Genomic DNA, 26003 nt, shown 5'->3' on the forward strand with positions numbered 1-26003 from the left:
GGGTCATTGAAGCCCCTGTGCCGGGTGGTGCCCAGACCGTGTCGGCGCGCCCCGGTGTTCACCGGTTCCGGTTCAGCGTGTCGCGGGACGGAACACCGGCACACCCGACCGGAACACGGCCTCCAGTTCCATTCCGGCGCGGGGTGCGGGCGTGTCCACCAGTTCGGTCATCATGCGCGGACCCTCCGCCAGGTCGACCACCGCGGCGACGTAGGGGACGCGGTCGCCGAAGGGAGGGAGGTCGTTGCGGTGCACGACGGACCAGGTGTAGAGCACCGCGCGGCCGGACGCCGGTACCCAGGTGACGTCGTCGCTCCAGCAGTGCGGGCAGAACTCCCGGGGGTAGTGGTGGTCCCGGCCGCAGGAACCGCAGCGGCGGAGCAGGAGCCGGCCCCGGGCCGCCGCCTCCCAGTAGGGGCGGGTGAAGGCGTCCGGTTCGGGGAGGTCGTACCGCCGGGCGGTCGGTGCGCTCGTCGCGTCCATGGTTCTGACGGTATGTCAGATCACCGCGGGAGCCCAGAGGACGGCGGGCGAAAAGGCCGCGCGAATCCCGTGAACCCGATGTCCCGTCCACCGAAAAGGGCCGGCGAAATACGCGCGGGGCGCCGGTTGATCGAACTCCGCGCCGATGGCACCGGCCCGGACGGTTTCGTCGCCGGGATCATCTCGATCACCTCGACCACCTCGCAACGGCCGCGGAAACAGGGCTTCTTCCGCGTTTCCGTTCCGATGAAGTGGGCTACGTCACAAGCCCTACCCAGTTCTCCTACGGGTGTGATCAATCCGAAACCAATTCCGGTCTTGACCGAGACCCATCAACGTATCGCGTGATTACGCTCGCGCCCATGGTCGTGTTTCCCCCCACCGTTTCGCCCGTGTACGTCATCGGCGCCGGCCCCGGAGGGCTCTCCGCCGCCTACGCGCTGCGGGCCCGGGGCGTTCGCGCGGTCGTCCTGGAGAAGTCCGACGACGTCGGCACCTCCTGGCGCCGGCACTACGACCGTCTCCGGCTGCACACCACCCGCAGGCTCTCCGCGCTGCCGGGACTGCCGATGCCGCGCCGCTTCGGCCGCTGGGTCTCCCGCGACGACGTGGTGCGCTACCTGGAGAAGTACGCCGAACACCACGAACTGGAGATCGTCACCGGCGTCGAGGTCTCGCGCGTGGAGCGCGCCCCCGAGGGTGACGGCTGGCTGCTGCACGCCTCCGGCGGCCGGGAGCTGACCGGCTCCGCGGTGGTCGTGGCCACCGGCTTCAACCACACCCCGCGCCTCCCCGGCCTGCCCGGCCTGGACGGCTACGGCGGCCGGTTCCTGCACGCGGGCGAATACCGGAGCGCCGAACCGTTCACCGGACAGGACGTGCTGGTCGTCGGCGCCGGCAACACCGGCGCCGAGATCGCCGTCGACCTGGTGGAGGGCGGCGCCTCCCGGGTACGGCTCGCCGTCCGGACGGTGCCGCACATCGTGCGCCGCTCCACCGCCGGCTGGGCCGCCCAGCAGAACGCGATCCTGATACGACGCCTGCCGGTGTCCCTCGTCGACCGGCTGGCCCGCGCGATGGCCAGGGCCACCGTGCCCGACCTGGCCGCCCAGGGCCTGCCCCGCCCCGACACCGGCCTCCTCAGCCGGGCCCGGCAGGGCGCCGTCCCGGTCCTGGACGTCGGCCTGCTGGACGCGGTGCGGGACGGGAAGGTCGAGATCGTGGCCGCCGTCGACGGCTTCGAGGACGGCAAGGTCGTCCTCGCCGACGGCACCCTCGTCTCCCCCGACGCGGTGATCGCGGCGACCGGGTACGCGCGCGGACTGGAGGACCTGGTCGGCCACCTCGACGTCCTCGACGACCGCGGCCACCCGGTCACCCACGGATCCCGCACCCCGCAGAACGCCCCCGGCCTCTACTTCACCGGATACACCAACCCCATCAGCGGCATGTTCCGGGAGATGGCGATCGACGCGGAGAAGATCGCGAAGGCCGTCGCCCGACGGCAGCGGTCGGCGTAGGGCCGAACGGATCCCCGCCGAACGGATCCCGGCCGACCGGGGTGCCGGTCCGGGCGGAGAGCCGGGCAAGAAGCACCCGCCGTCTCGACTTTGCGCGCAGACCGGTTCCTGACGCTGCGTCAGTTCAGTAATCTGACACAGCGTCAGTTTATTGGGCTGTCACAACAGGAGCGGGCGGAACGATGCTTGGATCAACCCACGGCACCCTCACCACCGACTCCCGCCGGGCCCGGGTCATCGCCTGCGGTGAGCAGCGACCCACGTCGGCCGTCCACGGCCGGACGGCCGACGCGGACGAGCGCGACGTCAGCGGGCGGCCGCTGCACGCGGACGTACCGGATCTGGACAGGTTCTTCCGGCCCGAGTCCGTCGCCGTGATCGGCGCCTCGGACGCCGAGGGGCGGCCCAACACCGGGATCACCCGGCAGCTCCTCGACTGGGCGGATCGGGTCGGGGCCCGGGTGCACCCGGTGCATCCGACCCGGCCGTCGGTCTACGGCACCGCCTGCGTCCCCTCCGTCGCCGACCTGCCCGAACAGGTCGACCTCGCCGTACTGCTGGTCGCCGACCCGCTTCCGGTCATCGAGGAACTGACCGAGGCCAAGGTGCGGTTCGCGGTGGCCTTCGCCTCCGGGTTCGCCGAGACCGGCGAGGAGGGAGCGGCCGCCCAGGTCCGGCTGGCCGCCGCCGTGCGCCGCTCCGGGCTGCGACTGCTCGGCCCGAACACCAACCTGAACGCCTTCGAACGGTTCCGGGACGACCTGGACGGTCCGGCGATCGCGCTGATCACCCAGTCGGGACACCAGGGCCGGCCCGTCTTCGCCGCCCAGGAACTCGGCATCCGCCTCTCCCACTGGGCCCCCACCGGCAACGAGGCCGACCTGGAGAGCGCCGACTTCATCTCCTACTTCGCCGGGCTCCCCGAGGTCGGCGCCATCGCCTGCTACGTGGAGGGCCTCAAGGACGGCCGCGCCTTCCTGCTGGCCGCCGACCGCGCCGCCCGCCGCGGGGTTCCGGTGGTCGCCGTGAAGGTCGGCCGCACCGAGGCCGGCGCCCGCACCGCGGCCTCCCACACCGGCAAGCTGACCGGCGCCGACGACGTGATCGACGCGGCCCTGCGCCAGTACGGCGTGATCCGCGTCGACGGCCTCGACGAACTCCAGGACACCGCCGCCCTGCTGGCCCGGGCGCGGGCACCGCGCGCGGACGGAGTGGTCGTCTACTCGATCTCGGGCGGCACGGGCGCGCACGTCGCCGACCTGGCGGCAGGCCTCGGACTGGAACTGCCGGTGCTGTCCGCGGCCCGGCAGGCCGAGCTGCACCAGTGGATACCGGAGTACCTGAGCGTGGCCAACCCGGTCGACAACGGCGGGCACCCGGTGGGCGACCGGCGCGGCCGGAAGATCATCGACTCGATCCTCGCCGACCCCGCGGTCGGGGTGCTGATCTGCCCGATCACCGGCCCCTTCCCGCCGCTCAGCGACCGGCTGGTGCGGGACCTGACCGACGCGGCCGAGGCCACCGACAAGCTGGTGTGCGTGGTGTGGGGATCGCCGGTCGGCACCGAACCCGCGTACCGCGAGGTCCTTCTGGGCTCCTCCCGGGTGGCCACCTTCCGTACGGTCGGCAACTGCCTCACCGCCGTCCGCGCCTACCTCGACCACCACCGCTTCGTCCGCTCGTACCACTCCCCCTTCGACGAGGCCCCGCGTACGCCCTCGCCCTCGTACCGCAAGGCGCTCGCGCTGATGCGGCCGGGCCGGCAGCTGAGCGAGCACGCGGCGAAGCAGCTGCTGCGCGCGTACGGCATCCGGGTGCCGCGCGAACAGCTGGTGACCAGCGCGGCCGCCGCCGTGCGCGCGGCGGGCCTGGTCGGCTATCCGGTGGTGATGAAGGCGTCCGGGGCGCAGATCGCCCACAAGACCGAGCTGGGCCTGGTGAAGGTCGGGCTCACCTCGGCCAGCCAGGTCCGCGACGCCTACCGGGAGCTGACCGACATCGCCCGCTACGAAGGCGTCGCCCTCGACGGGGTGCTGGTCTGCCAGATGGTCGAGCGGGGCGTCGAGATGGTCGTCGGGGTCACGCACGACGCCCTGTTCGGGCCGACGGTGACCGTCGGACTCGGCGGCGTCCTGGTCGAGGTCCTGCACGACGCGGCGGTACGGGTGCCGCCGTTCGGCGAGGAGCAGGCCCGGGACATGCTCGCCGAACTGCGCGGCCGGGCCCTGCTGGACGGGGTACGGGGGCGGCCCCCCGCCGACCTGGAGGCGCTCGTCGAGGTGGTGCTGCGGGTCCAGCGGATGGCCCTGGAACTCGGCGACCAGCTCGCCGAACTCGACATCAACCCGCTGATGGTGCTGCCCGAGGGCCAGGGCGCGGTGGCGCTGGACGCGCTGGCGGTGTGCCGCTGATGGACACCGTCCGGTACGCGACGGCCGACCGGGTCGCCCACCTCACCCTCGACCGCCCCGACGCCCTCAACGCCCTCACCCCCGACCAGCGGGACCACGTCATCCGGCTGCTCGACCGGGCCTCCGCGGACCCGGAGATCGGCGCGGTGGTCCTCACGGGCACCGGCCGGGGCTTCTGCGCGGGCGCCGACCTGCGCGGCGGCGCCACCGCGGCCGAACGGCTCCCCGGCGACGTGGCCCGCACCATCAGGCTGGGCGCGCAGCGGCTGGTCGCCGCCGTCCTGGACTGCGAGAAGCCGGTGATCGCGGCGGTCAACGGCACCGCCGCGGGGCTGGGCGCCCACCTCGCGCTCGCCTGCGACCTGGTCCTGGCCGCGGAGTCGGCGCGTTTCATCGAGGTCTTCGTCCGCCGCGCCCTGGTCCCCGACGGGGGCGGCGCCTATCTCCTGCCCCGCCTGGTCGGCCCGCACCGCGCCAAGGAGCTGATGTTCTTCGGTGACGCCCTCTCCGCCCCGGACGCGGAGCGCCTCGGCCTGGTCAACCGGGTCGTGCCGGACGAGGAGCTGGCCGGGACGGCGCGGGACTGGGCGGCCCGTCTCGCGGCCGGCCCGACCCGGGCGCTCGCGCTCACCAAGCAGCTGGTCAACGCGTCCCTGGACGGCGACCGGGCGGCGTCCTTCGCGGCCGAGTCCGCCGCCCAGGAGATCAACATGACGACCCGGGACGCCCAGGAGGGTCTGCGGGCCTTCGTGGAGCGCCGGAAGCCGGGGTTCCTCGGCAGGTGAGGCGCCGGTCGGCGGTCCCCGACCCGGCTAGACACGGCCGGAAACGACCAGCCAGGTGGCGCTCTCGGCCAGCCCCCCCGTTCGTGGGGAGAGGTCCTTGGTCGGGGCCGGACCGTCAGCCGGCGAGGCCGGTGGCCGCCCACGGCACGGGGTTGGCGATCTCGTCAACGCGGATGATGCGCCCGTCGGCGATCTCCAGCCGGAAGACGTAGACGTTGTGGTAGAGGAGGTTGGTTCGGGTGATCATGTCGCCGCGAGCGTGGAGGTGGACGTAACGCGCGTCGTGTGACACCGACCACTCCCGATCGATCAGGCGCAGCTGGGGCAGGTTGGACATGGCCAGTCGCAGGTAGCCCATCGCCTTCTCGATCCCATCGAACACGGCCCAGGGCTCGGGTGTGCCCTCGATCGACATCGGGAAGACGATGGTGGTCTCGTCGGTCAGCAGTTCACGCATCCCGGCTGCGTCATGCGCCTCCCACCGTTCGAAGTACTGCTTCGCGGTGGTGAGTGCGTTCTCATGCTCGGTTGCCATGGCAGTTCCATTCGCTTGGAGGGTGGTGCCGTCCGGGGACGGCACACCGAGCATCCGGCCACGCGCCCGTGGTTCCCGAGCCTCCTGGTCCCTAGCACTGGCAGTACCAGGCACTCCCGCGAGGCAGGGGTGACACTGGTGAGGTGACCCAGGACCTGCTCGCCTTCGGAACACGTCTTCGCGAATGGCGTGACCGCACCGCACCCGAAGAACTCGGACTCCCGGTCGGACCCCGGCGCAAGGTTCCCGGGCTTCGCCGCGAGGAGCTGGCCGCGTTCGCCGACCTCTCCGTCGACTATCTGATCCGACTGGAGCAGGGCAACGCGGTACATCCGTCGTCCGAGGTCATCACCGCGCTGGGCCGCGCGCTGCGCCTTCCCCGCGTCGAGATCGGCCTTCTCCATCAGCTCGCCGGCCTCGTGCCACCCACGGATCTTGAGGTGCCCACTCATCTGTCGCCCGGCACACAACGTCTGCTCGATCGTCTCGGCGATGTGCCGGTAGCCGCTTACGACGCAACCTGGACCCTCATCGCCGCCAACTCGATGTGGAGACAGTTGCTCGGTGTGGCCGACAGCACACCGGGGGTGAATCTTGTCCAGACGACATTCACCGACATGCCAACGCGTGTGAGGACCACCCCCGAGTATCGCGACCGGCTGCGCCGTTCTCTGGTCGCCGATCTCCGTTCCAGCAGCGTCCGCTACCCGGCCGATCTCCGTCTGCAGGCGCTCCTGCGGGAGTTGATCGACCACAATCCAGCCTTCGCTGCGGCGTGGTCCGACCGACGCGCTGAGCCGTTCACGGCGGAGACGAAGCAGGTCGAGCACCCCGACTTCGGCAACCTCTGGTTCGACTGCGATGTCCTCAACGCCGCAGACGGCGATACGCGCGTGGTCGCCTACACCGCGCCGCGTGGGTCTCTCAGCGCAGAGGCGCTGACTGCGCTCCGCAGTTCGTCCCCGGACCGGCCGGCGCTCAGCGCCACGTTGTGACGTTCGCCGGCCTCAAGGCCTGGCGCATCCTGGCCAAGGTCCGCATGAACGCCCGCCACGCCACCGACCTCCTGCGCGCCCTGCGGGTCTCTCACCGGGTGTCCCGGCCGCAGTCGCCGTCCAGCTTGAGCGGCAGACCGTCGCGCCAGGTCCTCCGGGGCGCGGTGCCGCTCCCGTCCCGCCAGACCCCGGTCATGCACGCAGCGTACGAAGCGGTCGGAGGCCGTCCCGCACCCCCCTTTCCATCTGACGCTTCGTCAGCTTCAATGGAGGTGTGATGGGACACGCAGGGGCGGCCGAGGCCGCCGTCCGGTACCTCAGAGCGGCACCCGCTCCGGAACCCGTGGACGCCCTGCCGCGCCCGGAGTTGCGGTGCGTGCGCCCGGACGAGCGGGCGCCGGTCGACCCGGCCGAGTTCCGGCGCGTGCTGGGGAACTTCGCGACCGGGGTGACCGTCATCACCGCACCGGCCGCCGAGGGCGAGTCCTCCCCCGCGGGCTTCGCCTGCCAGTCCTTCTCCTCCCTCTCGCTCGATCCGCCCCTGGTCTGCTTCATGGTCGGCCGTACGTCGGCCACCTGGCCGCGCATCGCCCGCGCCGGCGTCTTCTGCGTCAACGTCCTCGGCGCGGACCAGGGCGGACTGTGCCGAGCCTTCGCGGTGAGCGGCGCGGACAAGTTCGCGGGTGTCGCCCACGCCCCGTCCCCGGTGTCCAGGGCGCCCCGCCTGACCGGTGCCGCCGCCTGGATCGACTGCTCGGTGCACGCCGTCCACACGGGCGGTGACCACCTGATCGTGGTGGGACGGGTGAACGCGCTGGGCACCGGCGACGACCCGGGTCAGGCGCCGCTGCTCTTCCACCGCGGGCGGTTCCTCTGACCGGCCGGGCACCCGTGCGCGACCGGACCGGGCCGGCCGGGTTCCCGGTCTAGGCGGTCACGGACCGGGTCACCGCGCCGGGTCCCCCCGCCGCCGTCAGCGGCCGGCGCCGGATCACCAGGGCCATCAGGGTCGCCGCCGCGCACAGGGCTCCGGAGGCGTACCAGACCATGTCGTAGGTGCCGAAGACGTCGCGGGCGACCCCGCCGAGGAAGGCGACGAGGGCCGCGCCGATCTGGTGGGCGGCCAGGACCCAGCCGAAGACGATGGCGCTGTCCTCGCCGTAGTGCTCCCGGCACAGGGCCAGGGTGGGCGGGACGGTCGCGACCCAGTCGAGGCCGTAGAAGACGATGAAGAAGATCATCGGAGGGTGGACGGCGGGGCCCAGCAGCATCGGCAGGAAGAGGAGCGAGAGGCCGCGCAGGGCGTAGTAGACGGCGAGCAGCCGGCGGGGCTCGAAGCGGTCGGTGAACCAGCCGGAGGCGATCGTGCCGGCGACGTCGAAGACACCGATGACCGCGAGCAGCGAGGCCGCCGTGGTGACCGGCAGGCCGTGGTCGTGGGCCGCGGGCACGAAGTGGGTCTGGACCAGGCCGTTGGTGGAGGCGCCGCAGATCGCGAAGGACCCGGCGAGCAGCCAGAACGGCCCGGTGCGGACGGCGGAGAACAGCACCCCGACCGTGCGGCGCGCGGCTCCGGTGACCGGGGCCGGCTTCGGCACGAACTCCGTCGCGCCGTAGGGCTTCAGGCCCACGTCCGCCGGGTGGTCGCGCAGCAGCAGGCAGACGAAGGGGACGACCGCGAGGGCGGCGAGGGCGACGGTGACGGCGGCCGGGCGCCAGTCGTACCGCTCGACCATCCAGGACAGCAGCGGCAGGAAGATCAGCTGGCCGGAGGCGGAGCCGGCGGTGAGGATGCCGCTGACGAGGCCGCGCCGGGTGGTGAACCAGCGGCCGGTGACCGTGGCGGCGAAGGCGAGGGCCATCGAGCCGGAACCGAGGCCCACCAGCAGGCCCCAGCACAGCAGCAGTTGCCAGGCCGCGGTCATCCACACGGTCAGCCCCGAGCCGACCGCTATCACCGTCAGGGCGACGGCGACCACCCGGCGGATGCCGAAACGGTCCATCAGAGCGGCCGCGAACGGCGCGGTCAGCCCGTACAGCGCGAGGTTGACGGAGACGGCCGCGCCGACCGTGCCGCGCGACCAGCCGAACTCCTGGTGCAGGGGGTCGATGAGCAGGCCGGGCAGGGATCGGAAGGCGGCCGCGCCGACGATCGTGACGAAGGTGACGGCCGCGACGAACCAGGCACGGTGGACGCGCGGCGAGCGGGTCGGCCCGGGAGAGTCGACGGATGCTGCGGCTTCGCTTGTCTGGGTCACGCCATACAGCTTCGGTCAGCGGGTTCCGTCCATCGAGTGGCCCGAAGGTCAGTATTCGCTAGGATCGGGCCATGAGCAGTGGCCCGAGGTTCCGTCCGCACCGAGTCGTCGTCCTCGCCCTGGACGGCCTGCTCCCCTTCGAACTGGGCATCCCCCACCGCATCTTCGGCCGGCCCAAGGACGCGCGGGGACGGCACCTGTACGAGGTCGTGACCTGCTCGGTCCGGCCACCGGGGCCGGTCGGGACGGACGCCGACTTCGCCATCCACGTACCGAACGGCCCCGAGGCGCTCGCCACCGCCGACACGGTGGTCGTCCCGGCGTCGTACGAGCTGGGCCCGGTCTTCGAACGGGGCGTCCTCACCCCCGAACTGGCCGCCGCGCTCGCCCACATCCGCCCCGGCACCCGGCTGGCCTCCATCTGCACCGGTGTCTACGTGCTGGCCGCGGCCGGCTACCTGGACGGCCGCCCGGTGACCACGCACTGGGCCGAGGCGGACCATCTCCAACGGCTGTTCCCGCGGGTCAGGGTGGACGCGGACGTCCTGTTCGTCGACGACGGGGACGTGCTGACCTCCGCCGGTGTGGCGGCCGGCATCGACCTGTGCCTGCACATGGTCCGCCGCGACCACGGCACCGCCGTCGCCAACGAGGTGGCCCGCCGCACGGTCGTCCCCCCGCACCGGGACGGCGGCCAGGCCCAGTACATCCACCGGCCGGTCCCCGACCCGCAGGTCGCCGGCACCACAGGCGCCCGCGCCTGGGCGCTGGGCCGCCTGCACGAGCCGATCCAGCTGCGGGACATGGCCGAGCAGGAGGCCATGTCGGTACGGACCTTCACGCGCCGCTTCCGCGAGGAGACCGGCGTCAGCCCGGGCCAGTGGCTCACCCGGCAACGCGTCGAACGTGCCCGGCACCTCCTGGAGTCCACCGGGCTCTCGATGGACCAGGTGGCCCGGGACGCCGGCTTCGGCACGGCCCAGTCGATGCGGCAGCACCTGCAGACGGCGCTCGGCGTCACCCCGAGCACCTACCGGCGGACCTTCCGGGCCGGCGAGGTCTCCCAGAACCTGTCCTAGAAGGTGAGCACCCCCCGGGCCACCCGCCCGGCCTCCGCGTCGGCGCGGGCCTTCTCGAAGTCCTCCACCGGGTAGGTCGCGGTGACCAGTTCGTCGAGCATCAGACGCCCCTGCCGGTACAGCTCGGCGTACAGGGCGATGTCCCGCTGGGGGCGCGAGGAGCCGTAGCGGCAGCCCAGGATGGACTTGTCGAGGAACATCGAGGAGACCACGAAGGACGCCTCGGCGGTGGCGGCGGCGGTGCCGAGGAGGACGGCCTGGCCGTGCCGGTCCAGGAGGTCCACCGCCTGCCGGACCAGGTCGACCCGGCCGACGCACTCGAAGGCGTGGTCGACACCGTGCGGAAGCAGGTCCCTGACCCCCTCCGTCGAGGTCAGGAAGTCGCTCGCGCCGAACCGCCGGGCCACCTCCTCCTTGGCGGGGTTGGCGTCGACGGCCACGATCCGCAGGGCGCCGGCGATCCGGGCGCCCTGGATGACGTTGAGCCCGATCCCGCCGGTGCCGATGACCAGCACGGTGTCGCCGCGGTCGACGCGGGCGCGGTTCAGCACGGCGCCCACCCCGGTCAGTACGCCGCAGCCGATCAGAGCGGCCGAGGTCAGCGGGATGTCCTTCGGGATCCGCACCGCCTGCACGGCCTTGACGACCGTGCGCTCGGCGAAGGCCGAGTTGGACGCGAACTGGTAGAGGGCCCGGCCGCCCCGGGTGAACGGCTTCTGCGGCCGCCCTATGGCCTTCCGGCACATGGTGGGCCGCCCCCGGTCGCAGTCGGCACACGCACCGCAGTTGGCGAGCGTGGACAGCGCGACATGGTCGCCCGGCGCCACATGGGTGACCCCCACACCGACCGCCTCCACCACTCCGGCACCCTCATGTCCGAGCACCACAGGGACGGGGAAGGGTATGGTCCCGTCCACCACGGACAGATCGCTGTGACACAGCCCGGCCGCCGCGACGGAGACCAGCACCTCCCCTGCCCCCGGCTCCCGTACGTCCAGGTCGTCGACGACCTGGACCTGTTTCCCGTCGAACACCACTGCGCGCATCACGACTCGACCCCCTTCGGTTCCCTCGGCAGACCGAGCACGCGCTCGGCGATGATCGTCCGCTGCACCTGGTCCGAGCCGCCGTAGACGGTGTCGGCCCGGGAGAAGAGGAACAGGTGCTGGGCGGCGTCCAGTTCGTAGGGCGCCGCGGCCGACCAGTCGGCCGGACCCACGCTCGCGCCGGCGCCCCGCACCAGCACGGCGAGCTCGCCGAGCCGCTGGTGCCAGCCCGCCCACAGGAGCTTGGCCACGCTGGGCGCGCCGGGCTCGGCGACCTGACCGCCGAGGGTGCGCAGGGCGTTCCAGCGCATGACCCGAAGCTCCGCCCACAGCCGCACGAGCCGCGCCCGTACGACGGGATCGTCGGCGGCGCCGGTCGCCACGGCGTCCCGCACCACCCGTCCCAGTTCCTCGGCGAACCCGATCTGCTGGGCGAGGGTGGACACCCCGCGCTCGAAGCCCAGCAGGCTCATGGCCACCCGCCAGCCGTCGCCCACGCCGCCGACGACGTGCTCCGCGCGCGCGTGCGCCCCGTCGAAGAAGACCTCGTTGAAGTCGCTGGTGCCGGTCATCTGGCGGATGGGGCGGACCTCTATGCGGCCCGGCTGGTCCATGGGCACGAGCAGGAAGGTGAGGCCGTGGTGGCGCCGGGAGCCGGGCTCGGTGCGGGCGAGCACGAAACACCAGTCGGCCTCATGGGCGAGCGAGGTCCAGATCTTCTGCCCCGTGACGCGGTAGCCGTCCGCCTCGCGTACGGCCGCGGTCCGCACACCGGCCAGGTCGGACCCGGCACCGGGCTCGCTGTACCCCTGGCACCACAGCTCCTCCCCGGCGGCGACGGCGGGCAGGAAGCGGGCCTTCTGCGCGTCGCTGCCGTGCGCGATCAGCGTCGGGGCGAGCAGGTTCTCCCCGATGTGCCCGGAGCGCGGCGGCGCGGCCGACCTCGCGTACTCCTCGGCCCAGGCGACCTGCTGGGTGAGCGTGGCGGTCCGGTTCCCGTACCCGCCCTCCGTCCACCCGAGCCCGATCCATCCGGCGGCCCCGAGCGTGCGCTCCCAACCGCGCCGGTCCGCGCCGGCCGGGGCATGCGCACCGAGCCAGGCACGGACTTCGCCACGAAACGCCTCGTCCTCCGGCGCGAACCCGAACTCCACGGTGACCTCCAGATGAGCCTCGGGACCAAGGTCGTACGAAAACCGCCGGCGCGGGGAACTGCGCGCACAGACAGACCGAGCCACTGAACGCCGACCCGGACACCCCACCCAGGGGCGCTGGGGGTACCCCCGGCCGAAGGCTGGGGGAGGAACTGCGCGAACGGCCGAGGCGGCGTCGCACCCGCGCACGCACCGCACCCCCGACGGCGAGTCGGCGCACGGCCCACCCCTTCACGCGTTCGGCCGGTTTCCCGCCCGCGCCGCCGTCTCCATCGCCGTCAGCCGCGCCAGCATCGGCATCGGATCCACCCCCACGCTCCCCGGCAGGGACTCCGCGATCCGCTCCGGAGTCCAGGACCCCTCCGACGCGTACGCGGCGCGCAGTTCCCTCGGCTGGGCCCAGACCGCGATCTTCGGCCCGGCCACCGTGTACACCTGCCCGGTGACGCCCGCGTCCCGCGACGCGTCCGACAGCAGGTAGACCACGAACGCGGCGACGTCCTCCGGCTCGCCGATCTCGGTGAGTTCCGTCGGCACCCCCGCGGACATCCGGGTCCGGGCCACCGGTGCCACCGCGTTCGCGGTCACCCCGTACTTGTGCAGGCCCAGCGCCGCGCTGCGCACCAGCGAGATGATCCCGCCCTTGGCCGCGCTGTAGTTGGCCTGCGAGACCGAGCCCTGGTGGTTTCCGCTGGTGAAGCCGATCAGGGTGCCGGCCCGCTGGGCCCGCATGACCGCGGCCGCCGCCCGGAACACCGTGAACGTGCCCTTGAGGTGGGTGGCGACCACCGGGTCCCACTCCTCCTCGCTCATGTTGAACAGCATCCGCTCGCGCAGGATCCCCGCCACGCACACGACCCCGTCGAGGCGCCCGTACGACGCCAGCGCGGTGTCCACCACCCGCCGGCCGCCCGCCATGGTGGAGATGTCGTCGGCGACCGCGACCGCGTCCCCGCCCGCCGCCTCGATCTCCTTGACGACGGCCTCGGCGACCTCGCTGGTGGGCGAGGCGCCGTCGACCGAGACGCCGTAGTCGTTGACGACGACCTTCGCGCCCTGGGCCGCCGCCGCGAGCGCGACCGCCCGTCCGATTCCGCGCCCCGCACCGGTCACGGCGACGACCTTGCCTGCCAAGAAGTTCCCCACGCCCGGCCCCTTCCCGCGATATCTGACGGACCGTTAGATTTTATGGCGCGCCGGACGCGCGGACACAAGCCCCGGGGAGGAACCGGATGTCACTGCCCACAGCCCGTGCGGTGTTCCACGAGATCGCCGAGCGCGTCAACAACTGGGGCCGCTGGGGCGCCGACGACGAGATCGGCACGCTGAACCTGATCACCGACGAGGTGGTGCGGGAGGCGGCGGCGACCGTACGGACCGGCCACCGCGTCCCGCTCGCCCTCCCCCTGCTCCAGGACGGCGTGCAGACCGGCATGATCCCGGGGCGGGTCAACCCGCTGCACGTCATGGTCCAGATCAACCAGGAGCTCTTCGGTCCGGGGACGGTCGCGTGCAGCGACGACGCCGTGACCATGGGCCTGCAGGCCGGCACCCACTGGGACGCGCTGCCGCACGTCTCGCACTCGGGGAGGCTGTACAACGGCCGCCCCGCGCACACGGTGACCGCGCACGAGGGTGCCGGGTTCGGCGGGATCGACAAGGCGCGGCACGTCGTCTCGCGCGGGGTGCTGCTGGACGTGGCACGCGCGCACGGCGTGGACCGGCTGCCGGGGGGCCACGCGGTCACGCCCGAGGACCTGGAGGCGGCCGAGGAACTGGCCGGTACGACGGTGCGCGGCGGCGACATCGTGCTGGTGCGGACCGGCCAGGTGCAGGTGTACCTGGCCGGCGACAGGCACGGGTACGGCTATCCGTCGCCGGGGCTGTCGGTGCGCACCCCGGAGTGGTTCCACGCGCGCGATGTGGCCGCCGTCGCCGACGACACCCTGACCTTCGAGATCTTCCCGCCCGAGATCGAGGACCTGTGGCTGCCGGTGCACGCCCTGGACCTGGTGGAGATGGGGATGCTGCAGGGCCAGAACTGGAATCTCGAAGAGTTGTCCACAGCCTGTGGAGAAACCGGCCGGTACGCGTTCCTGCTGTCGGCTACGCCCGAGCCGTTCGTCGGGGCGACGGGCAGCCCGGTCGCCCCGGTGGCGGTGCTCTGAAGGGTGTTGCGGCGGCCCGCCCGGAGCGCGCACGCCTCCGCGGCCGCCCGAGGCCGGTGCCACGCCGGGACCGGCGTGGCACCGCCCCTCCCCCGTTCCCCCCGGGATCCGCACGACCGCGCGCACCGGCCCGCCCCGAGCCCGGCCCCGCACACCGCCGTCCGGCTCGACCCACACGCGACGAGGGCGTTCCCGGACCGTGCCCTCGCCGTCCCCTCGCGGCGAATCGCAGACCTCAAGAGTGAGCACGCGATCACCGGGCGTCAACACCCGTTCAATCTTTTAGGACCTATGCCCCGGTTCGTCATGGGCGCGCACGGATGCATCCCCCGGCGCATCACCGCACACCGGGATCACACCGCCTCGAACGCCAGCCCCTCGAAGGAGGCCAGCCCACCTCCGTACGCCACCGCCGCACCCTGCCGGGGTTCCGCGCACCGGTCGAGTTCGCACCAGATGCGCTTGCCGGCGCCTTCGGGGCTCCAGCCCCAGCGGTCGGCGAGACCGTCGACGAGAGCCAGGCCCCGGCCGCCGGTCGCGTCGGTGCCCACGCACCGCGGTACGGGGGCGCGGTCACTGGCGTCGGCGACCTCCAGCCGCACGGTGGCCGACTCCTCGACGCCCTCGCGGTCCACGCCCGGCAGGGAGAGCCGGAGCACGGCCGGACAGCCCGTGTGCACCACCGCGTTGGTGACCAGCTCGGAGACGAGCAGGATCAGCGTCTCGGCCAGCGGCTCGTCCGCCGCTATCCCGGACCCGGCCAGGCGCGAGCGCGCCCATCTCCTGGCCCGTCCCACCTCCGCGGGGTCGGGCCGGATCTCCAGCTGCACTTGAAGCACCTGCACCGCTCACACCATCCGAACCGGCGGACACATGAACCCGCGCCGAGCCAGCGTCACGACCAGCACCGTGACGACAAGGACGACCAGGGCCACGATCGTAGCCATTTTCTGCATGGCCAGAACAACGGCCAGAGCAAGGGTCACGGAACGTGATTCCCTTACGAGACAGCATGGTTGACGTACAGTCACCTCAACAAGCGCTTCGGGCATATTCCAACGCGAAGGAGTACGCGTACGCCATACTGTGCGACGCTCGCCGAGGGGAGTCGAACAGGCGGGGGCAGAAGCCCTTGCCGCCCTGCGAGCGGGGGTACGCACCATGAACCGCGGGGCCGCTTCGTCGGCACCGCCGGCATGGCTCGTCCTCGGAACCACTCGCATCCCACAGAAGGTACCCGAGGGAACGCCCGACTCCAGGCCGTGACGAGTCACGCGTTGGACACAACCCGATATCGACGCTCCGTGACGACGGTGTGCCACGATCCGCGACACCTGGTCCCCGGGGGCTCCGATTCCGCAGACCAGGGCCGTTTAGAACATCAGGCCGAGCAGGTCGGCCGCGAGCGTCTCGTGACTCCGCGTGCCTCCTCCGCCACGCTGGGCCCGGACCCAGGCCCTCTTCACGTGCAGATGCACCTCCGCCTCCCAGGTGAAGCCCATTCCGCCGTGCACCTGGAGGCAGTCCCTGGCGCCCCGCACGGCGGCCTCGTCGGCGAGCAGCCGGGCCGCCGCGATGTCCACCCGGTCGGCGGTCACCGCGGCGGCGTAGACGGCCGCGCGGGCGGTCTCGGCACGCACCAGCATCTCCGCGCAGAGGTGCTTGACCGCCTGGAAGGCCCCGATCGGCCGGCCGAACTGTTCGCGGGTCCGGGCGTGTTGCACGGCGAGCTCGCACGCGCGCGTGGCGGTGCCGAGCTGCTCGGCGGCGGTGAGGAGCACGGCGACCGGGTCGGGGTCCGGATCGGCCGCCCCCGCCACCCGGTGCAGCGGGGTGAGCGGGTCCACGGAGCGCAGCGGTAGGGCGCCCGACGCATCCCCCCGTACCGCGTCGGCCTCGGCCAGCCACTCCACCAGGCCGCCGTCCACGCGGGCCACCACGGCCTCCCCGGTGGCCGCGCCGGGCACGTCGGCCGCCGCGAGGTGGGTGGCGAGCAGCGGTCCGGGCAGCAGGGCCCGTCCCGCCTCCTCGAAGACCAACACCGCCTCGGGCAGCCCCAGTCCGACCCCGCCGTCCGCCTCCGGCAGCCGCAGCGCGAAGAACCCCGCCGCCCCCAGTTCCCGCCACAGTCCCCGGTCCAGGCCGGGCGCGCCGACCGCCGCCCGCAGCGCCTCGCCGTCGAACCGGCGTGCGAGCAGCTCCCGCATCCCGTCCCGCAACGCCGTCTGGTCGTCGCTCAGCTGGAAGCGCACGCCCGCTCACCGCCCCTTCGGCAGCCCGAGGATCCGCTCGGCCACGATGTTCCGCTGGATCTGGGAGGTCCCGGCCGCGATGGTGTACGAGAGGGAGGAGAGCCGGTCCAGGACCCACGGCCGGTCCAGGTCCAGGGCGTCCGGGCCGAGCACGGCGGCGGCCGCGTCGTACAGCTCCTGGCGTACGTGCGAGTAGCGCAGTTTGAAGACCGAGCCGCCGACGCCGGGCACCCCCCTGCCCTCGGCCTCGCTGACGTTCCACTGGGTGAGCCGCCACAGCGCCCGGAACTCGGCGTTCAGCCGGCCGAGGCGGTGGCGCAGCTCCGGGTCGTCCCAGGTGCCGTTGGCGCGTGCCGCGCGCGCGAGGTCGACGAGCACGCGGCGGCAGGCGACGACCTCGCCGACGAAGGCCGTGCCGCGTTCGAAGGAGAGGGTCACCATGGTGACGCGCCAGCCGTCGTTCTCGGCGCCCACCCGGTGGGATGCGGGCACCCTCACCTCGTCGAGGAACACCTCGGCGAACTCGGCCGACCCGGCGAGCGTGCGCAGCGGCCGCACGGTGACGCCCGGCGCGGTCATGGGCATGGCCAGCCAGCTGATGCCCCGGTGCCGGGGCGCCCCGGGATCGGTGCGCACCAGCAGTTCGCACCAGTCGGCGACCTCCGCGTGCGAGGTCCAGATCTTGGAGCCGCTGACCACGTAGTCGTCCCCGTCGCGCCACGCGCGCGTGCGCAGCGCCGCCAGGTCGGAGCCGGCGCCGGGTTCGCTGAAGCCCTGGCACCACACCTCGTCCCCGCGCAGGATCGGCGCCAGCCAGCGCGCCCGCTGTTCCTCGGTGCCCTCGGCGGCGATGGTGGGGCCCGCGTGCAGCAGGCCCACGAAGTTGGCGCCAACGTAGGGCGCGCCGGCCTTCTCGGTCTCCTCCAGGAAGATCAGCCGCACCGTGGGCGACGCGCCCCAGTGCACGTCGGCGTAGCCGGCGTCGTACAACGCCCGCTGCCAGCCGAGGTCGTAGGCGCGGCGGCCGGGCCAGTCCTCGGGCCGCGGCTTCGGGGGCAGGCCGGGGAGCGCCTTGGCCAGCCACTCGCGCAGCCGGGCCCGGAACTCGTCCTCCTCGGGCGTGTACGACAGATCCACCGGCGGCCACCCCCACGGAACTGATGCTTCGTCAGATTCCGCAGGCTAACCCCGCACCCCTGGACCGGCAAGGAGTCAGGACCTACGATCTGACGACTCGTCAGTTCTGCCGGTGCAGTCGGACAGGGGACTCGATGAACGCCACCGCACACGAACTGGGCGCCTCCCGCACGCTCTGGGACCTGGTCGCCCGCCGCGCCGAACTCACCCCCGGCAGACCGGTGTTCCTCCAGGGCGAGCGCACCCTGTCCTTCGGGGAGCTGCGCACGCGCGCGGAACGCGTCGCGGCCGGGCTGTACGACATGGGCGTGCGGCCGGGCACGGTGGTCGCCTGGCAGCTGCCCACCCGGATCGAGACCGCCGTGCTGTCCTTCGCGCTGGCCCGGCTCGGCGCCGTCCAGTCCCCGGTCATCCCCTTCTACCGGGACCGCGAGGTCGGCTTCGCGCTGCGCGAGTCCCGGGCGGAGTTCTTCGCCGTACCGGGGGTGTGGCGCGGCTTCGACCACACGGAGATGGCCCGGCGGCTGGGCGCGAAGGGGATCTTCGAGGCCTACGACGGCGACCGGCTGCCCGACGGTGATCCGGCCGTGCTGCCCGCCCCGCCCGCCGAGGGGACCTCCGTCCGGTGGATCTACTGGACCTCGGGAACCACCTCCGACCCCAAAGGCGTTCTGCACACGGACCGTTCACTCATCGCGGGCGGCTCGTGCCTGGCGCACGCGCTGCGGCTGACCGCCATGGACGTGGGCTCCATGGCGTTCCCGTACGCGCACATCGCGGGCCCCGACTACACGGTGATGCTGCTGCTGTACGGCTTCCCGGCCGTCATGTTCGAGCAGTTCGCGCTGCCGGACGCGCTCCCGGAGTACCGCAGGCACCAGGTGACCGTGGCGGGCGGGTCCACGGCGTTCTACTCGATGTTCCTGGCCGAGCAGCGCAAGCAGCCCGGGGTCCCGGTCATTCCCTCGCTGCGGCTGCTGGCGGGCGGCGGGGCGCCCAAGCCGCCGGAGGTGTACCACGCGGTGGTGCGCGAGATGGGCGTGCAGCTGACGCACGGATACGGCATGACCGAGGTGCCGATGATCACGATGGGGGCGCCGGACGACACGGCGGAGAACCTGGCGACGACCGAGGGCAGGCCCCCCGAGGGCATGGAGATACGGGTCTCCGGCAGCGGCGAGGTGCGGCTGCGCGGGGAGGCGGTGTGCCAGGGGTACCTGGATCCGGCGCAGACCGCCGAGGCCTTCGACGAGGACGGGTTCCTGCGGACCGGTGACCTGGGGCGGCTGACCCCGAGCGGCCACCTGGTGCTCACCGGCCGCCTCAAGGACGTGATCATCCGCAAGGGCGAGAACATCTCGGCGAAGGAGATCGAGGACCTGCTCGCCGCGCATCCCGCGGTGGGCGACGCCGCGGTGGTGGGGCTGCCGGACGTGGAACGCGGGGAGCTGGTCTGCGCGGTGGTCGAACAGCCCCCGGGAAGCGTCGTGTTGACGCTTCCCGAGGTGGTGGCGTACCTGCGCGGGCAAGGGCTGTCGGTGCACAAACTGCCCGAGCGGCTGGAGGTGGTGGACGCCCTCCCGCGCAACGAGACCCTGCGCAAGGTGCTCAAGTACAGGCTGCGCGAGCGGTTCTCGACGGCCGCCGGGCAGCCCGGGGCCGCCGGGCCCGGAAGCCCTAGTCCGGGATCGTGAAGTAACGGGCGAACGCCGGGACGATCTCCGTCTCCGCGACCTTCCCGTCACCGTCGATGTCGAGGCCGGAGGCGACCGCGCGGGCGATCTCCGGGGGAACTCCGAGGACGCGCAGCACGCGCACGGTGTCGTCGACGGACGCCGTGCCGTCGTTCGCCGTGTCCGCGAGGGCGAGGGCCGCGTGCAGGAAGGGACGGGCGATCTCGCCGAACCGCTCGGGGTTGTCGTGCAGCCGCTTGACCGCGCCGCTCACGAACTCCTCGCGGGTGATGCGCTGGTCGCCGTCCCGGTCGGCCATGCCGGCCATGCCCTGCCAGAAGGCCTCCGCACCGCCGTACAGGGCCTGGCCCTTGTCGGAGCGGGCCGGGACGCCGAACTCGGTGAGCAGTGCCTTGGCCGCCGAGTTGAAGTCCTCGCGGTCGATCCAGCCGTTGCCGTCCTGGTCGAAGGTTGCGAACCGGGCGGCGATCCGTCGCTCGTACTCGGTGCTGACCATGTGTGTTCGGGCCGCCTTACGTGACGTGGGGGTTCCTCTCGCAGGGAGCCTACGACGCGAGCGGCGACCGGGGAGCACGAAGACGACTCTTGTGCCAAGACCGGGGGAATTCTGCGACAACACTGCGGCATCACCGAGATCGTCGGATATAGAGGACGGTTGCGGAGGGTCCGGAGCGGCCGCCGCTCCGCCGGCGCCGGGTGCACGGCCCGCTACGCCGAGAGCGGATCCTCCTCGTCGCTGACCGCGCTGTCCATGTCGGGGTACACGTCGAACAGCCGCCGCACGCCGAGGGCGCCGAGGACCCGGTTCACGTGAGACCCGTCACTCGCGCCCTGCGCGGGCAGGATCAGCCGCAGCCGGCCCCGGCAGGAGCGGATCAGGCGGCGCGCCGCGATGAGGACGCCGACCCCGCTGGAGTCGCAGAAGAACACGTCGGAAAGATCGAGGACCACGCTGTGGCAGCCCTCGGCGACCGCGTCGTGCACCCGCTGGCGCAGCACCGGCGAGGTCACCAGGTCCAGTTCGCCCGACACCCCGAGCACGGCCCATTCGCCCTGCTGGACCTCGGTCACCTTGAAAGTCACGGCTCAGCCCTCCGCTCGCCGGATCTCCGGAACCGCCCGGAAACGGAGCCAGTTCCTTCGCTTCTTTTCGCGCGGCTGCCCAGCGGCCGTTCCCCGAAACCCCCGAGGACAAACGAGCACCGATCGGCGAGGGTCTTGTTTCGGTCACTCACGATCTCGTTCGATCAGAAGCGGAGGCTTTGCCCGGACCCGACTGTGCCATCGCCGAGGCGGCGGCGGGGGCGCACCCCCGGAGCACCGCGGAGCCACCGCCGGTCTCTACCACTCGGGGACCCTCAGGGGGCGCGCATTGACACAAAGGGGCGTGCGCTGTCCGACATGCCGACTACATTCGAGGAGACGGTGGAGCGACGCTGGACGCAGGCACGGGGAGGGGGCCGCATGGCGAAGAAGGACGTACCGCCCCGATGGGACCGCAAGATGCAGCAGCGGCTGGCGCGCGGCGAGGCCGCGGCCCTCGGCGAGCTCTACGACCGCTTCGCCTCGCTCGTGCACGGCCTCGCCCACCGCGTCCTCGGGGACGAGCGGGCCGCCGACTCCATAACCCGCGAGGTCTTCGCCCACGTCTGGGAGCATCCGGACGCCTACGACCCACGCCAGGGCCCGCTGCGCTCCTGGGTCGCCGCGCTCACGCACCGGCTCGCCGTGCAGCGCCTGCGGGCCACCGAGACCGCCGCGCTCACCCCGGGCGACACCGGTGCCGAGGCCACCGAGGAACTGGAGCGCAAGGTGCGGCGCGCCTCCGTGGCCGCCCGCGCGGACTACATCGTGCACTCCATGCCGACGCCGCTGCGCGCCGCCCTGGACCTCGCCTACTTCCAGCGACGTGACTACCGCCAGACCGCGGTGGACCTCGGCGTCACCGAGGACGAGGCCCGTCGTCGGCTGCGCCTCGGTCTGCAGCTGCTCTCCACCGCGCACGACGCCGGGCGGCCGCCCGGGTACGGAGGTGCGGTGTGACCGGCGCCGACCCGTTCGACGCGCAGTCCGGCGCGGGCTCCGGCCCCGGACCCGGCGGCGTGCCCCCGGACGGCGAGCCCGGCGGGCCGCCGCGCGTCCCGCTGCCCCGGGCCGCCGCCGAGAAGGGCGGCCGGCCGCTGCCCGAACCGGACGGTCCGCCGCCGGCACCGCCGGCACCGCCGGAGCTGCCGCACGACGTCCTGAAGTCGCTGCTGGGCGCCTGGGCCCTGGCCGCCTGCTCGACGGACGAGGCGCTCGCCGTCGAGGTCCACCTCGGCGACTGCGGGGCCTGCGCGGACGAGGCGCGGCGGCTGCGCGAGGCGGTCGGCCTGCTGCACCAGCCGGAGAACCTCGACCTAGATCCCGCTCTGCGTACCCGGGTCCTGGAGGCCTGCCTGGACCGCCGCCCGCCGCGTATCCCGATCCCCGCGTGGGCGACGCCGTACGACGCCGAGACGGCCCGTCTGGACGCCCTGCTCCAGGACATCGGCGACGCGGAGTGGCACGCGCCGGTGCGGCTGCGCTGGTTCGACGGCGTGGCGCCGACGAGCCGCCGTACGACGGTCGCCGGCGTGATCGCGCACCTGCTGTCCGTCGACGGCCTGGTGGCCGCCGCGCTCGGCCTGGACGACCCGCTGGGCCGGGCACCGGGGCAGGGACCCGCGGCCCGTACCGAGGCCTTCTGGCAGGCCTCGCACTTCCCGCCGACCCGTGCGGTGCGGGGCCCCTGGCGGGAGCAGAGCCACCGGCTCGTGCAGACCGTCTCCTTCACCGGAAGCGGCGCCGGGCGCCTCGGGGTGTCGTACGGCGACTTCGCGCTGCCGTTGCACGACGCGATGCTGGACCGTGCCTTCGAGTGCTGGGTGCACGCGGAGGACATCGCGGTGGCCGTGGACTACCCGTACGGGCCGCCGGCGCCGAGATACCTGCACCGGATGATCGACCTCGCGGCGCGGATGCTTCCCGGCGCGCTCGCGGCGCGCCGCCAGGCCGGGCTGGCGGCGCCCGGCCCCACCCCGCACCTGGTCCCCGCGGGACAGCCCGGCCGCAGCCTGCGGCTGGAGATCGAGGGCACCGGGGGCGGCGAGTGGCTGATCCCGCTGGACTCGCCGGGGGCGGTGGGTTCGGAGGAGTTCGAGGTGGCGCACGTGGCGCTGGACGACGTGGAGTTCTGCAGGCTGGCGGCGGGCCACGTGCCTCCGGAGGAGGCGGCGGCCGGGCAGTTGGGGGACCGGGCGGCGATCAGGGACGTCCTGTTCGCGGCGGCGAGCCTGAGCCGGATGTAGGGGGCCGGTACGCCCAAGGGGCGGGGGCCGCGGTCGTACGGCGGCTGCGGGTGGTTCGTGGCTGGTCGCGCAGTCCCCGCGCCCCTCAAAAGCAGGGGCTGCGCCCCGCTTTTGACTTCTGGGGCGCGGGGAACTGCGCAAATCTTTTAGGGGCGCGGGGAACTGCGCGAACGAGCCCCACCGGCCCGCGGCCGCCCGACGACCCCGCCCCCGCACCCTCGGGCGTACCGGACGTCAGGCGAAGACGACCGTCCGGCGGCCGTTGAGCAGGATGCGCCGCTCCGCGTGCCACTTCACCGCCCGCGCCAGCGCCTGGCACTCCACGTCCCGCCCGATCGCGACCAGCTGGTCCGGGGTGACGCCGTGGCCCACCCGCTCGACCTCCTGCTCGATGATCGGGCCCTCGTCGAGGTCCGCGGTGACGTAGTGCGCCGTCGCCCCGATCAGCTTGACGCCCCGCGCGTGCGCCTGGTGGTAGGGCTTGGCGCCCTTGAAGCTCGGCAGGAACGAGTGGTGGATGTTGATGATCCGGCCGCTGAGCTGCTTGCACAGATCGTCCGAGAGGACCTGCATGTACCGGGCGAGGACCACGAGTTCGACGTTCTCCTCGCGGACCAGCTCGAGGAGCTGGGCCTCCGCGTCCGCCTTGGTCTCCTTCGTCACCGGGATGTGGCGGAAGGGGATGTGGTACGACTCCACCAGTTCCGCGAACTCGGTGTGGTTGGAGACCACCGCGGCGATGTCCACCGGCAGCGCGCCGATCCGGGCGCGGAAGAGCAGGTCGTTCAGGCAGTGCCCGAACTTGCTGACCATGAGGACGACCCGCATCCGCTGGTCGGCCCGGTTGATCTGCCAGTCCATGTGGAAGGAGTCACCGACCGCCGCGAAACTGGCCCGCAGCTTGTCGACCGTCACCGGCGCCTCGGCCGAGAAGTGCACCCGCATGAAGAACAGACCCGTGTCGTGGTCCCCGAACTGCTGGCTGTCCTCGATGTTGCAACCGGTCATGAACAGGTAGCTCGACACGGCGTGCACGATGCCCTGCTTGTCCGGGCAGGACAGCGTGAGGACGTACTGGTCGGCCAGGGTGGCCTCGGCTCGGGTGGGCTGATCGGTCATGCACCACAGAATCTCATGCCACGCCGTCCCCGGCCGTCGCCGTCCGTACCGCGGACTCAGGCCGCCCGGGTCATGATCCGCAGCACCTCGAGGCTGCGCGGCGGGACGTCCGGGTCGTCGCCGTCGCTCGCCGCGAGGCGCGTGTGCGCGTCCCGGGCCGCCCGGATCGCGTCCGGCCACGCCTGGTGGTCGAGGTACGCGGAGACCGGCGCGTCCGGCCCGACCTGGTGCATGATCCGCAGGACCCGCAGCACGGCGGTGTCGACGAGCGCCGCCTCCTGCGAGTCGCGGAATATCGTCCCGACGTATTTCTCCGCGGACCAGTTGTCCAGCCAGGTGTCCTCCACCAGCCGGTAGACCGCGTCGGTCACGTCGCCGTACCCGTCCTGGCCGGCCAGCCAGACGTTCCGCTGGAACTCCGGGTCCGAGAGCATGTGCAGCGCGGAGCGCACATTGCTGCGCCAGCGCCACCACGGCATGTCGTTGAGTGGCATGTCGCCCATGGTGGAGGAGCGACGGCCGCGACGGGAAGAGTTCTCCGAACCTTGCACGGTCATCGATCGTACGTTCCTCGTCACACGCCCGTCACAGGCCCCCGTAATTCACCTGCGCGTCACCTCTCGTTGACCATGGGTCACTCAGAGGTTATTGATGTGGGGGAATCGTGCGTGTCCATGACCGGCAGGCGTCCCACACTCAGCACCATCCTCCCCACGACCCACCAGCGGGTCAGAGCCACAGCGCTGTCCGCGGTGGCCATCGCCGCCTGCGCGTCGCTCACCGCCGGCTGCGGCACCATCCCAGGATTCTCGGCCGCGGGGGACGACGAGATCAAGGTGATGACCTGGGCTCCGCAGAAGACCGGCGCCACCAACAAGGCGGGCATGCCCGCCATGGCCTCGGCCATCGTCCGATGGGTCAACTCCCAGGGCGGCGTCGGCGGTCACAAGCTCAAGCTGATCACCTGCAACGACCACAACACCAGTGTGGGCGCCGCGAACTGTGCCCAGAAGGCGGCCGACGAGGACGTCGTCGCCGTCGTCGGCTCCTACAGCCAGTTCGGCGACTCCTACTTCGCCGCCCTGGAAGGCGCCGCCATCCCCTACATAGGCGGCTACGGGGCCTCGAACGAGGAGTTCACCAGCCCCGTCTCCTACCCGGTCAACGGCGGCCAGCTCACGCTGCTCGCCGGACTCGGGGAGGCCCTGGCCGGCTCGTGCGGCCCGGTCACCCTGGTCCGCCCGGACAGCATCGCCGGCGACCAGCTGCCCCAGCTGCTCGACTCGGGCCTGCAGGCCGGCGGCCACGCCAAGTCGATCGACCAGCTGGCCGCCGAGGACCTCACCGAGTACGACAAGCAGTCGCAGCAGGCCCTGGAGCACGCCACCTCGGAGTCGGGGAAGACGGGCTGCGTGGTGCCCGAGCTCGGTGACCGCACGGCCACCTTCATGGACAACTTCCAGCGCGCCCGCCAGGACTTCCCGAAGGTGAAGACGGCCGCCGAGGTCGGCAGCGTCGACCAGACGGTGATCAACTCCACCGGCGGCGCGTCCGGCCCCTACGAGGGGTCGTACATCACCGGCTGGTACCCGGTGGCCTCCGACTCGCGCTGGGACCAGATGAAGAAGGTCATCAGCAAGGAGGCCTTCGGCGACAACCGGATCGACCCGGCCGACGCCGGGGTGCAGACCACCTGGATCGCCTACCAGGTCCTGCTGGCCGCCCTGAAGAAGATCGGCTCCGGTGAGATCAGCTCCGACAGTGTGCGCCGCACCCTCAACGACGGCCTGAAGGTCTCCACCGGTGACCTCACTCCGCCGCTGTCCTGGCCCTACCAGGGCAAGCTGTCCGCGGCCGGCTTCTCCCGGCTGGTCAACACCGACGTGAACGTCCAGACGGTCAAGGACGGTCTGCTCCGGTCGGCGAACAAGACCGCGCTGGACATGACCGACATCCTGGAGAACGCCGACCTCACCTGACCCGCCGGGCCGGTGGCGGCGGACCGACCGACCGGGTCGGCCGCCGCCACCGGCCCGCT

The 26003-nt window shown here is 72.5% G+C and carries 25 protein-coding genes; 11 read left to right on the forward strand and 14 right to left on the reverse strand.

The annotated features are described in order from the left end of the window. Positions 1 to 72: 72 nt before the first annotated feature. The gene (locus tag ACFY3I_RS31765) at positions 73 to 483 is read right to left on the reverse strand and encodes a Zn-ribbon domain-containing OB-fold protein (RefSeq protein ID WP_390864522.1); all 411 of its coding nucleotides are present in this window, start codon (positions 481 to 483) and stop codon (positions 73 to 75) included. 362 nt (positions 484 to 845) lie between these two features. Here ACFY3I_RS31765 and ACFY3I_RS31770 point away from each other — a divergent pair, with 362 nt between their 5' ends. The 3 genes from ACFY3I_RS31770 (at position 846) to ACFY3I_RS31780 (ending at position 5199) form a co-directional block, all read left to right on the forward strand. Continuing rightward, positions 846 to 2003: a flavin-containing monooxygenase gene (locus ACFY3I_RS31770; RefSeq protein WP_390864523.1), complete on the forward strand. Its 1158-nt coding sequence runs from the start codon at positions 846 to 848 to the stop codon at positions 2001 to 2003. Positions 2004 to 2185: 182 nt separating this feature from the next. After that, positions 2186 to 4414 carry an acetate--CoA ligase family protein gene (locus tag ACFY3I_RS31775; protein ID WP_390864524.1) on the forward strand — a complete coding sequence of 743 codons (2229 nt, stop codon included), beginning with the start codon at positions 2186 to 2188 and terminating at the stop codon, positions 4412 to 4414. Then, positions 4414 to 5199, forward strand: a complete 786-nt coding sequence (locus ACFY3I_RS31780; RefSeq protein ID WP_390864525.1) for an enoyl-CoA hydratase/isomerase family protein — start codon at positions 4414 to 4416, stop codon at positions 5197 to 5199. The genes ACFY3I_RS31775 and ACFY3I_RS31780 overlap by 1 nt, the downstream gene beginning before the upstream one ends. Positions 5200 to 5314: 115 nt before the next feature. Here ACFY3I_RS31780 and ACFY3I_RS31785 read toward each other — a convergent pair whose 3' ends face one another. Further along, a complete protein-coding gene (locus ACFY3I_RS31785; RefSeq protein ID WP_390864526.1) occupies positions 5315 to 5734 on the reverse strand; it encodes a nuclear transport factor 2 family protein in 420 nt (139 codons plus the stop codon). Between the two features lie 143 nt (positions 5735 to 5877). Here ACFY3I_RS31785 and ACFY3I_RS31790 point away from each other — a divergent pair, with 143 nt between their 5' ends. Then, a complete protein-coding gene (locus ACFY3I_RS31790) occupies positions 5878 to 6729 on the forward strand; it encodes a helix-turn-helix domain-containing protein (protein WP_390864527.1) in 852 nt (283 codons plus the stop codon). Between the two features lie 277 nt (positions 6730 to 7006). Then, the gene (locus tag ACFY3I_RS31795; RefSeq protein WP_390864528.1) at positions 7007 to 7606 is read left to right on the forward strand and encodes a flavin reductase family protein; all 600 of its coding nucleotides are present in this window, start codon (positions 7007 to 7009) and stop codon (positions 7604 to 7606) included. A 49-nt stretch (positions 7607 to 7655) separates the two neighbouring features. Here ACFY3I_RS31795 and ACFY3I_RS31800 read toward each other — a convergent pair whose 3' ends face one another. Continuing rightward, the gene (locus ACFY3I_RS31800; protein WP_390864529.1) at positions 7656 to 8987 is read right to left on the reverse strand and encodes an MFS transporter; all 1332 of its coding nucleotides are present in this window, start codon (positions 8985 to 8987) and stop codon (positions 7656 to 7658) included. Between the two features lie 71 nt (positions 8988 to 9058). Here ACFY3I_RS31800 and ACFY3I_RS31805 point away from each other — a divergent pair, with 71 nt between their 5' ends. Then, the gene (locus tag ACFY3I_RS31805; RefSeq protein ID WP_390864530.1) at positions 9059 to 10066 is read left to right on the forward strand and encodes a GlxA family transcriptional regulator; all 1008 of its coding nucleotides are present in this window, start codon (positions 9059 to 9061) and stop codon (positions 10064 to 10066) included. Here ACFY3I_RS31805 and ACFY3I_RS31810 read toward each other — a convergent pair. The 3 genes from ACFY3I_RS31810 to ACFY3I_RS31820 form a co-directional block, all read right to left on the reverse strand. Then, positions 10063 to 11112: a Zn-dependent alcohol dehydrogenase gene (locus ACFY3I_RS31810; protein ID WP_390864531.1), complete on the reverse strand. Its 1050-nt coding sequence runs from the start codon at positions 11110 to 11112 to the stop codon at positions 10063 to 10065. The two genes, ACFY3I_RS31805 and ACFY3I_RS31810, sit on opposite strands and share 4 nt — an antisense overlap. Beyond that, complete coding sequence (locus ACFY3I_RS31815) at positions 11112 to 12266, reverse strand: acyl-CoA dehydrogenase family protein (RefSeq protein ID WP_390864532.1); 1155 nt, start codon at positions 12264 to 12266, stop codon at positions 11112 to 11114. Before ACFY3I_RS31815 ends, ACFY3I_RS31810 begins: the two co-directional genes overlap by 1 nt. Before the next feature lie 231 nt (positions 12267 to 12497). Continuing rightward, on the reverse strand, positions 12498 to 13412 hold the full coding sequence (locus ACFY3I_RS31820) for an SDR family NAD(P)-dependent oxidoreductase (protein WP_390864533.1): 915 nt from the start codon (positions 13410 to 13412) through the stop codon (positions 12498 to 12500). Between the two features lie 86 nt (positions 13413 to 13498). On the opposite strand from ACFY3I_RS31820, the gene ACFY3I_RS31825 reads away from it, so the two are divergent. Beyond that, positions 13499 to 14434, forward strand: coding sequence for a cyclase family protein (locus ACFY3I_RS31825; protein WP_390864534.1), 936 nt, complete (start codon positions 13499 to 13501; stop codon positions 14432 to 14434). A gap of 353 nt (positions 14435 to 14787) precedes the next feature. Here ACFY3I_RS31825 and ACFY3I_RS31830 read toward each other — a convergent pair whose 3' ends face one another. From ACFY3I_RS31830 to ACFY3I_RS31845, 4 genes are all read right to left on the reverse strand, one after another. Beyond that, the gene (locus tag ACFY3I_RS31830) at positions 14788 to 15264 is read right to left on the reverse strand and encodes an ATP-binding protein (protein ID WP_390864674.1); all 477 of its coding nucleotides are present in this window, start codon (positions 15262 to 15264) and stop codon (positions 14788 to 14790) included. Positions 15265 to 15282: 18 nt separating this feature from the next. Beyond that, entirely contained in the window at positions 15283 to 15420 is a 138-nt protein-coding gene (locus ACFY3I_RS31835) for a hypothetical protein (protein WP_365284905.1), read from the reverse strand. A gap of 387 nt (positions 15421 to 15807) precedes the next feature. Then, positions 15808 to 16686 (reverse strand): acyl-CoA dehydrogenase family protein, encoded by an 879-nt coding sequence (locus ACFY3I_RS31840; protein ID WP_390864535.1) that lies wholly within the window; start codon positions 16684 to 16686, stop codon positions 15808 to 15810. A 6-nt stretch (positions 16687 to 16692) separates the two neighbouring features. Beyond that, a complete protein-coding gene (locus ACFY3I_RS31845; RefSeq protein ID WP_390864536.1) occupies positions 16693 to 17823 on the reverse strand; it encodes an acyl-CoA dehydrogenase in 1131 nt (376 codons plus the stop codon). Between the two features lie 134 nt (positions 17824 to 17957). On the opposite strand from ACFY3I_RS31845, the gene ACFY3I_RS31850 reads away from it, so the two are divergent. Next, a complete protein-coding gene (locus ACFY3I_RS31850; protein ID WP_390864537.1) occupies positions 17958 to 19517 on the forward strand; it encodes a class I adenylate-forming enzyme family protein in 1560 nt (519 codons plus the stop codon). Here the strand turns inward: ACFY3I_RS31850 and ACFY3I_RS31855 are convergent. Beyond that, complete coding sequence (locus ACFY3I_RS31855; RefSeq protein ID WP_390864538.1) at positions 19501 to 20013, reverse strand: EF-hand domain-containing protein; 513 nt, start codon at positions 20011 to 20013, stop codon at positions 19501 to 19503. The two genes, ACFY3I_RS31850 and ACFY3I_RS31855, sit on opposite strands and share 17 nt — an antisense overlap. Before the next feature lie 212 nt (positions 20014 to 20225). Next, positions 20226 to 20600: an STAS domain-containing protein gene (locus ACFY3I_RS31860; RefSeq protein WP_365284915.1), complete on the reverse strand. Its 375-nt coding sequence runs from the start codon at positions 20598 to 20600 to the stop codon at positions 20226 to 20228. 381 nt (positions 20601 to 20981) lie between these two features. Here ACFY3I_RS31860 and ACFY3I_RS31865 point away from each other — a divergent pair, with 381 nt between their 5' ends. Together ACFY3I_RS31865 and ACFY3I_RS31870 are read left to right on the forward strand one after the other, a co-directional pair. Next, positions 20982 to 21560 carry a sigma-70 family RNA polymerase sigma factor gene (locus tag ACFY3I_RS31865; RefSeq protein WP_351737242.1) on the forward strand — a complete coding sequence of 193 codons (579 nt, stop codon included), beginning with the start codon at positions 20982 to 20984 and terminating at the stop codon, positions 21558 to 21560. Further along, positions 21557 to 22846 carry a maleylpyruvate isomerase N-terminal domain-containing protein gene (locus ACFY3I_RS31870; protein WP_390864539.1) on the forward strand — a complete coding sequence of 430 codons (1290 nt, stop codon included), beginning with the start codon at positions 21557 to 21559 and terminating at the stop codon, positions 22844 to 22846. Before ACFY3I_RS31865 ends, ACFY3I_RS31870 begins: the two co-directional genes overlap by 4 nt. Positions 22847 to 23080: 234 nt before the next feature. Here the strand turns inward: ACFY3I_RS31870 and purU are convergent, their stop codons facing one another. Both purU and ACFY3I_RS31880 read right to left on the reverse strand, forming a co-directional pair. Further along, positions 23081 to 23965 carry a formyltetrahydrofolate deformylase gene (purU, locus tag ACFY3I_RS31875; protein WP_365295479.1) on the reverse strand — a complete coding sequence of 295 codons (885 nt, stop codon included), beginning with the start codon at positions 23963 to 23965 and terminating at the stop codon, positions 23081 to 23083. Between the two features lie 56 nt (positions 23966 to 24021). Then, the gene (locus tag ACFY3I_RS31880) at positions 24022 to 24522 is read right to left on the reverse strand and encodes a hypothetical protein (RefSeq protein WP_390864540.1); all 501 of its coding nucleotides are present in this window, start codon (positions 24520 to 24522) and stop codon (positions 24022 to 24024) included. Between the two features lie 117 nt (positions 24523 to 24639). Here ACFY3I_RS31880 and ACFY3I_RS31885 point away from each other — a divergent pair, with 117 nt between their 5' ends. Beyond that, positions 24640 to 25944, forward strand: coding sequence for an ABC transporter substrate-binding protein (locus ACFY3I_RS31885; protein WP_390864541.1), 1305 nt, complete (start codon positions 24640 to 24642; stop codon positions 25942 to 25944). Positions 25945 to 26003 lie beyond the last annotated feature (59 nt).

This window comes from Streptomyces sp. NPDC001068, assembly GCF_042897315.1.
Taxonomy (GTDB): Bacteria; Actinomycetota; Actinomycetes; order Streptomycetales; family Streptomycetaceae; genus Streptomyces.

Excerpts from the sequence above, each read along its gene's own strand:
- ACFY3I_RS31880 (WP_390864540.1), bottom strand. The coding sequence starts at position 24,522 with ATGACCGTGCAAGGTTCGGAGAACTCTTCCCGTCGCGGCCGTCGCTCC.
- ACFY3I_RS31780 (WP_390864525.1), top strand. The coding sequence starts at position 4,414 with ATGGACACCGTCCGGTACGCGACGGCCGACCGGGTCGCCCACCTCACC.
- ACFY3I_RS31765 (WP_390864522.1), bottom strand. The coding sequence starts at position 483 with ATGGACGCGACGAGCGCACCGACCGCCCGGCGGTACGACCTCCCCGAA.
- ACFY3I_RS31850 (WP_390864537.1), top strand. The coding sequence starts at position 17,958 with ATGAACGCCACCGCACACGAACTGGGCGCCTCCCGCACGCTCTGGGAC.
- ACFY3I_RS31770 (WP_390864523.1), top strand. The coding sequence starts at position 846 with ATGGTCGTGTTTCCCCCCACCGTTTCGCCCGTGTACGTCATCGGCGCC.
- purU (WP_365295479.1), bottom strand. The coding sequence starts at position 23,965 with ATGACCGATCAGCCCACCCGAGCCGAGGCCACCCTGGCCGACCAGTAC.
- ACFY3I_RS31825 (WP_390864534.1), top strand. The coding sequence starts at position 13,499 with ATGTCACTGCCCACAGCCCGTGCGGTGTTCCACGAGATCGCCGAGCGC.
- ACFY3I_RS31885 (WP_390864541.1), top strand. The coding sequence starts at position 24,640 with ATGACCGGCAGGCGTCCCACACTCAGCACCATCCTCCCCACGACCCAC.
- ACFY3I_RS31810 (WP_390864531.1), bottom strand. The coding sequence starts at position 11,112 with ATGCGCGCAGTGGTGTTCGACGGGAAACAGGTCCAGGTCGTCGACGAC.
- ACFY3I_RS31795 (WP_390864528.1), top strand. The coding sequence starts at position 7,007 with ATGGGACACGCAGGGGCGGCCGAGGCCGCCGTCCGGTACCTCAGAGCG.
- ACFY3I_RS31775 (WP_390864524.1), top strand. The coding sequence starts at position 2,186 with ATGCTTGGATCAACCCACGGCACCCTCACCACCGACTCCCGCCGGGCC.
- ACFY3I_RS31855 (WP_390864538.1), bottom strand. The coding sequence starts at position 20,013 with ATGGTCAGCACCGAGTACGAGCGACGGATCGCCGCCCGGTTCGCAACC.
- ACFY3I_RS31865 (WP_351737242.1), top strand. The coding sequence starts at position 20,982 with ATGGCGAAGAAGGACGTACCGCCCCGATGGGACCGCAAGATGCAGCAG.
- ACFY3I_RS31805 (WP_390864530.1), top strand. The coding sequence starts at position 9,059 with ATGAGCAGTGGCCCGAGGTTCCGTCCGCACCGAGTCGTCGTCCTCGCC.
- ACFY3I_RS31785 (WP_390864526.1), bottom strand. The coding sequence starts at position 5,734 with ATGGCAACCGAGCATGAGAACGCACTCACCACCGCGAAGCAGTACTTC.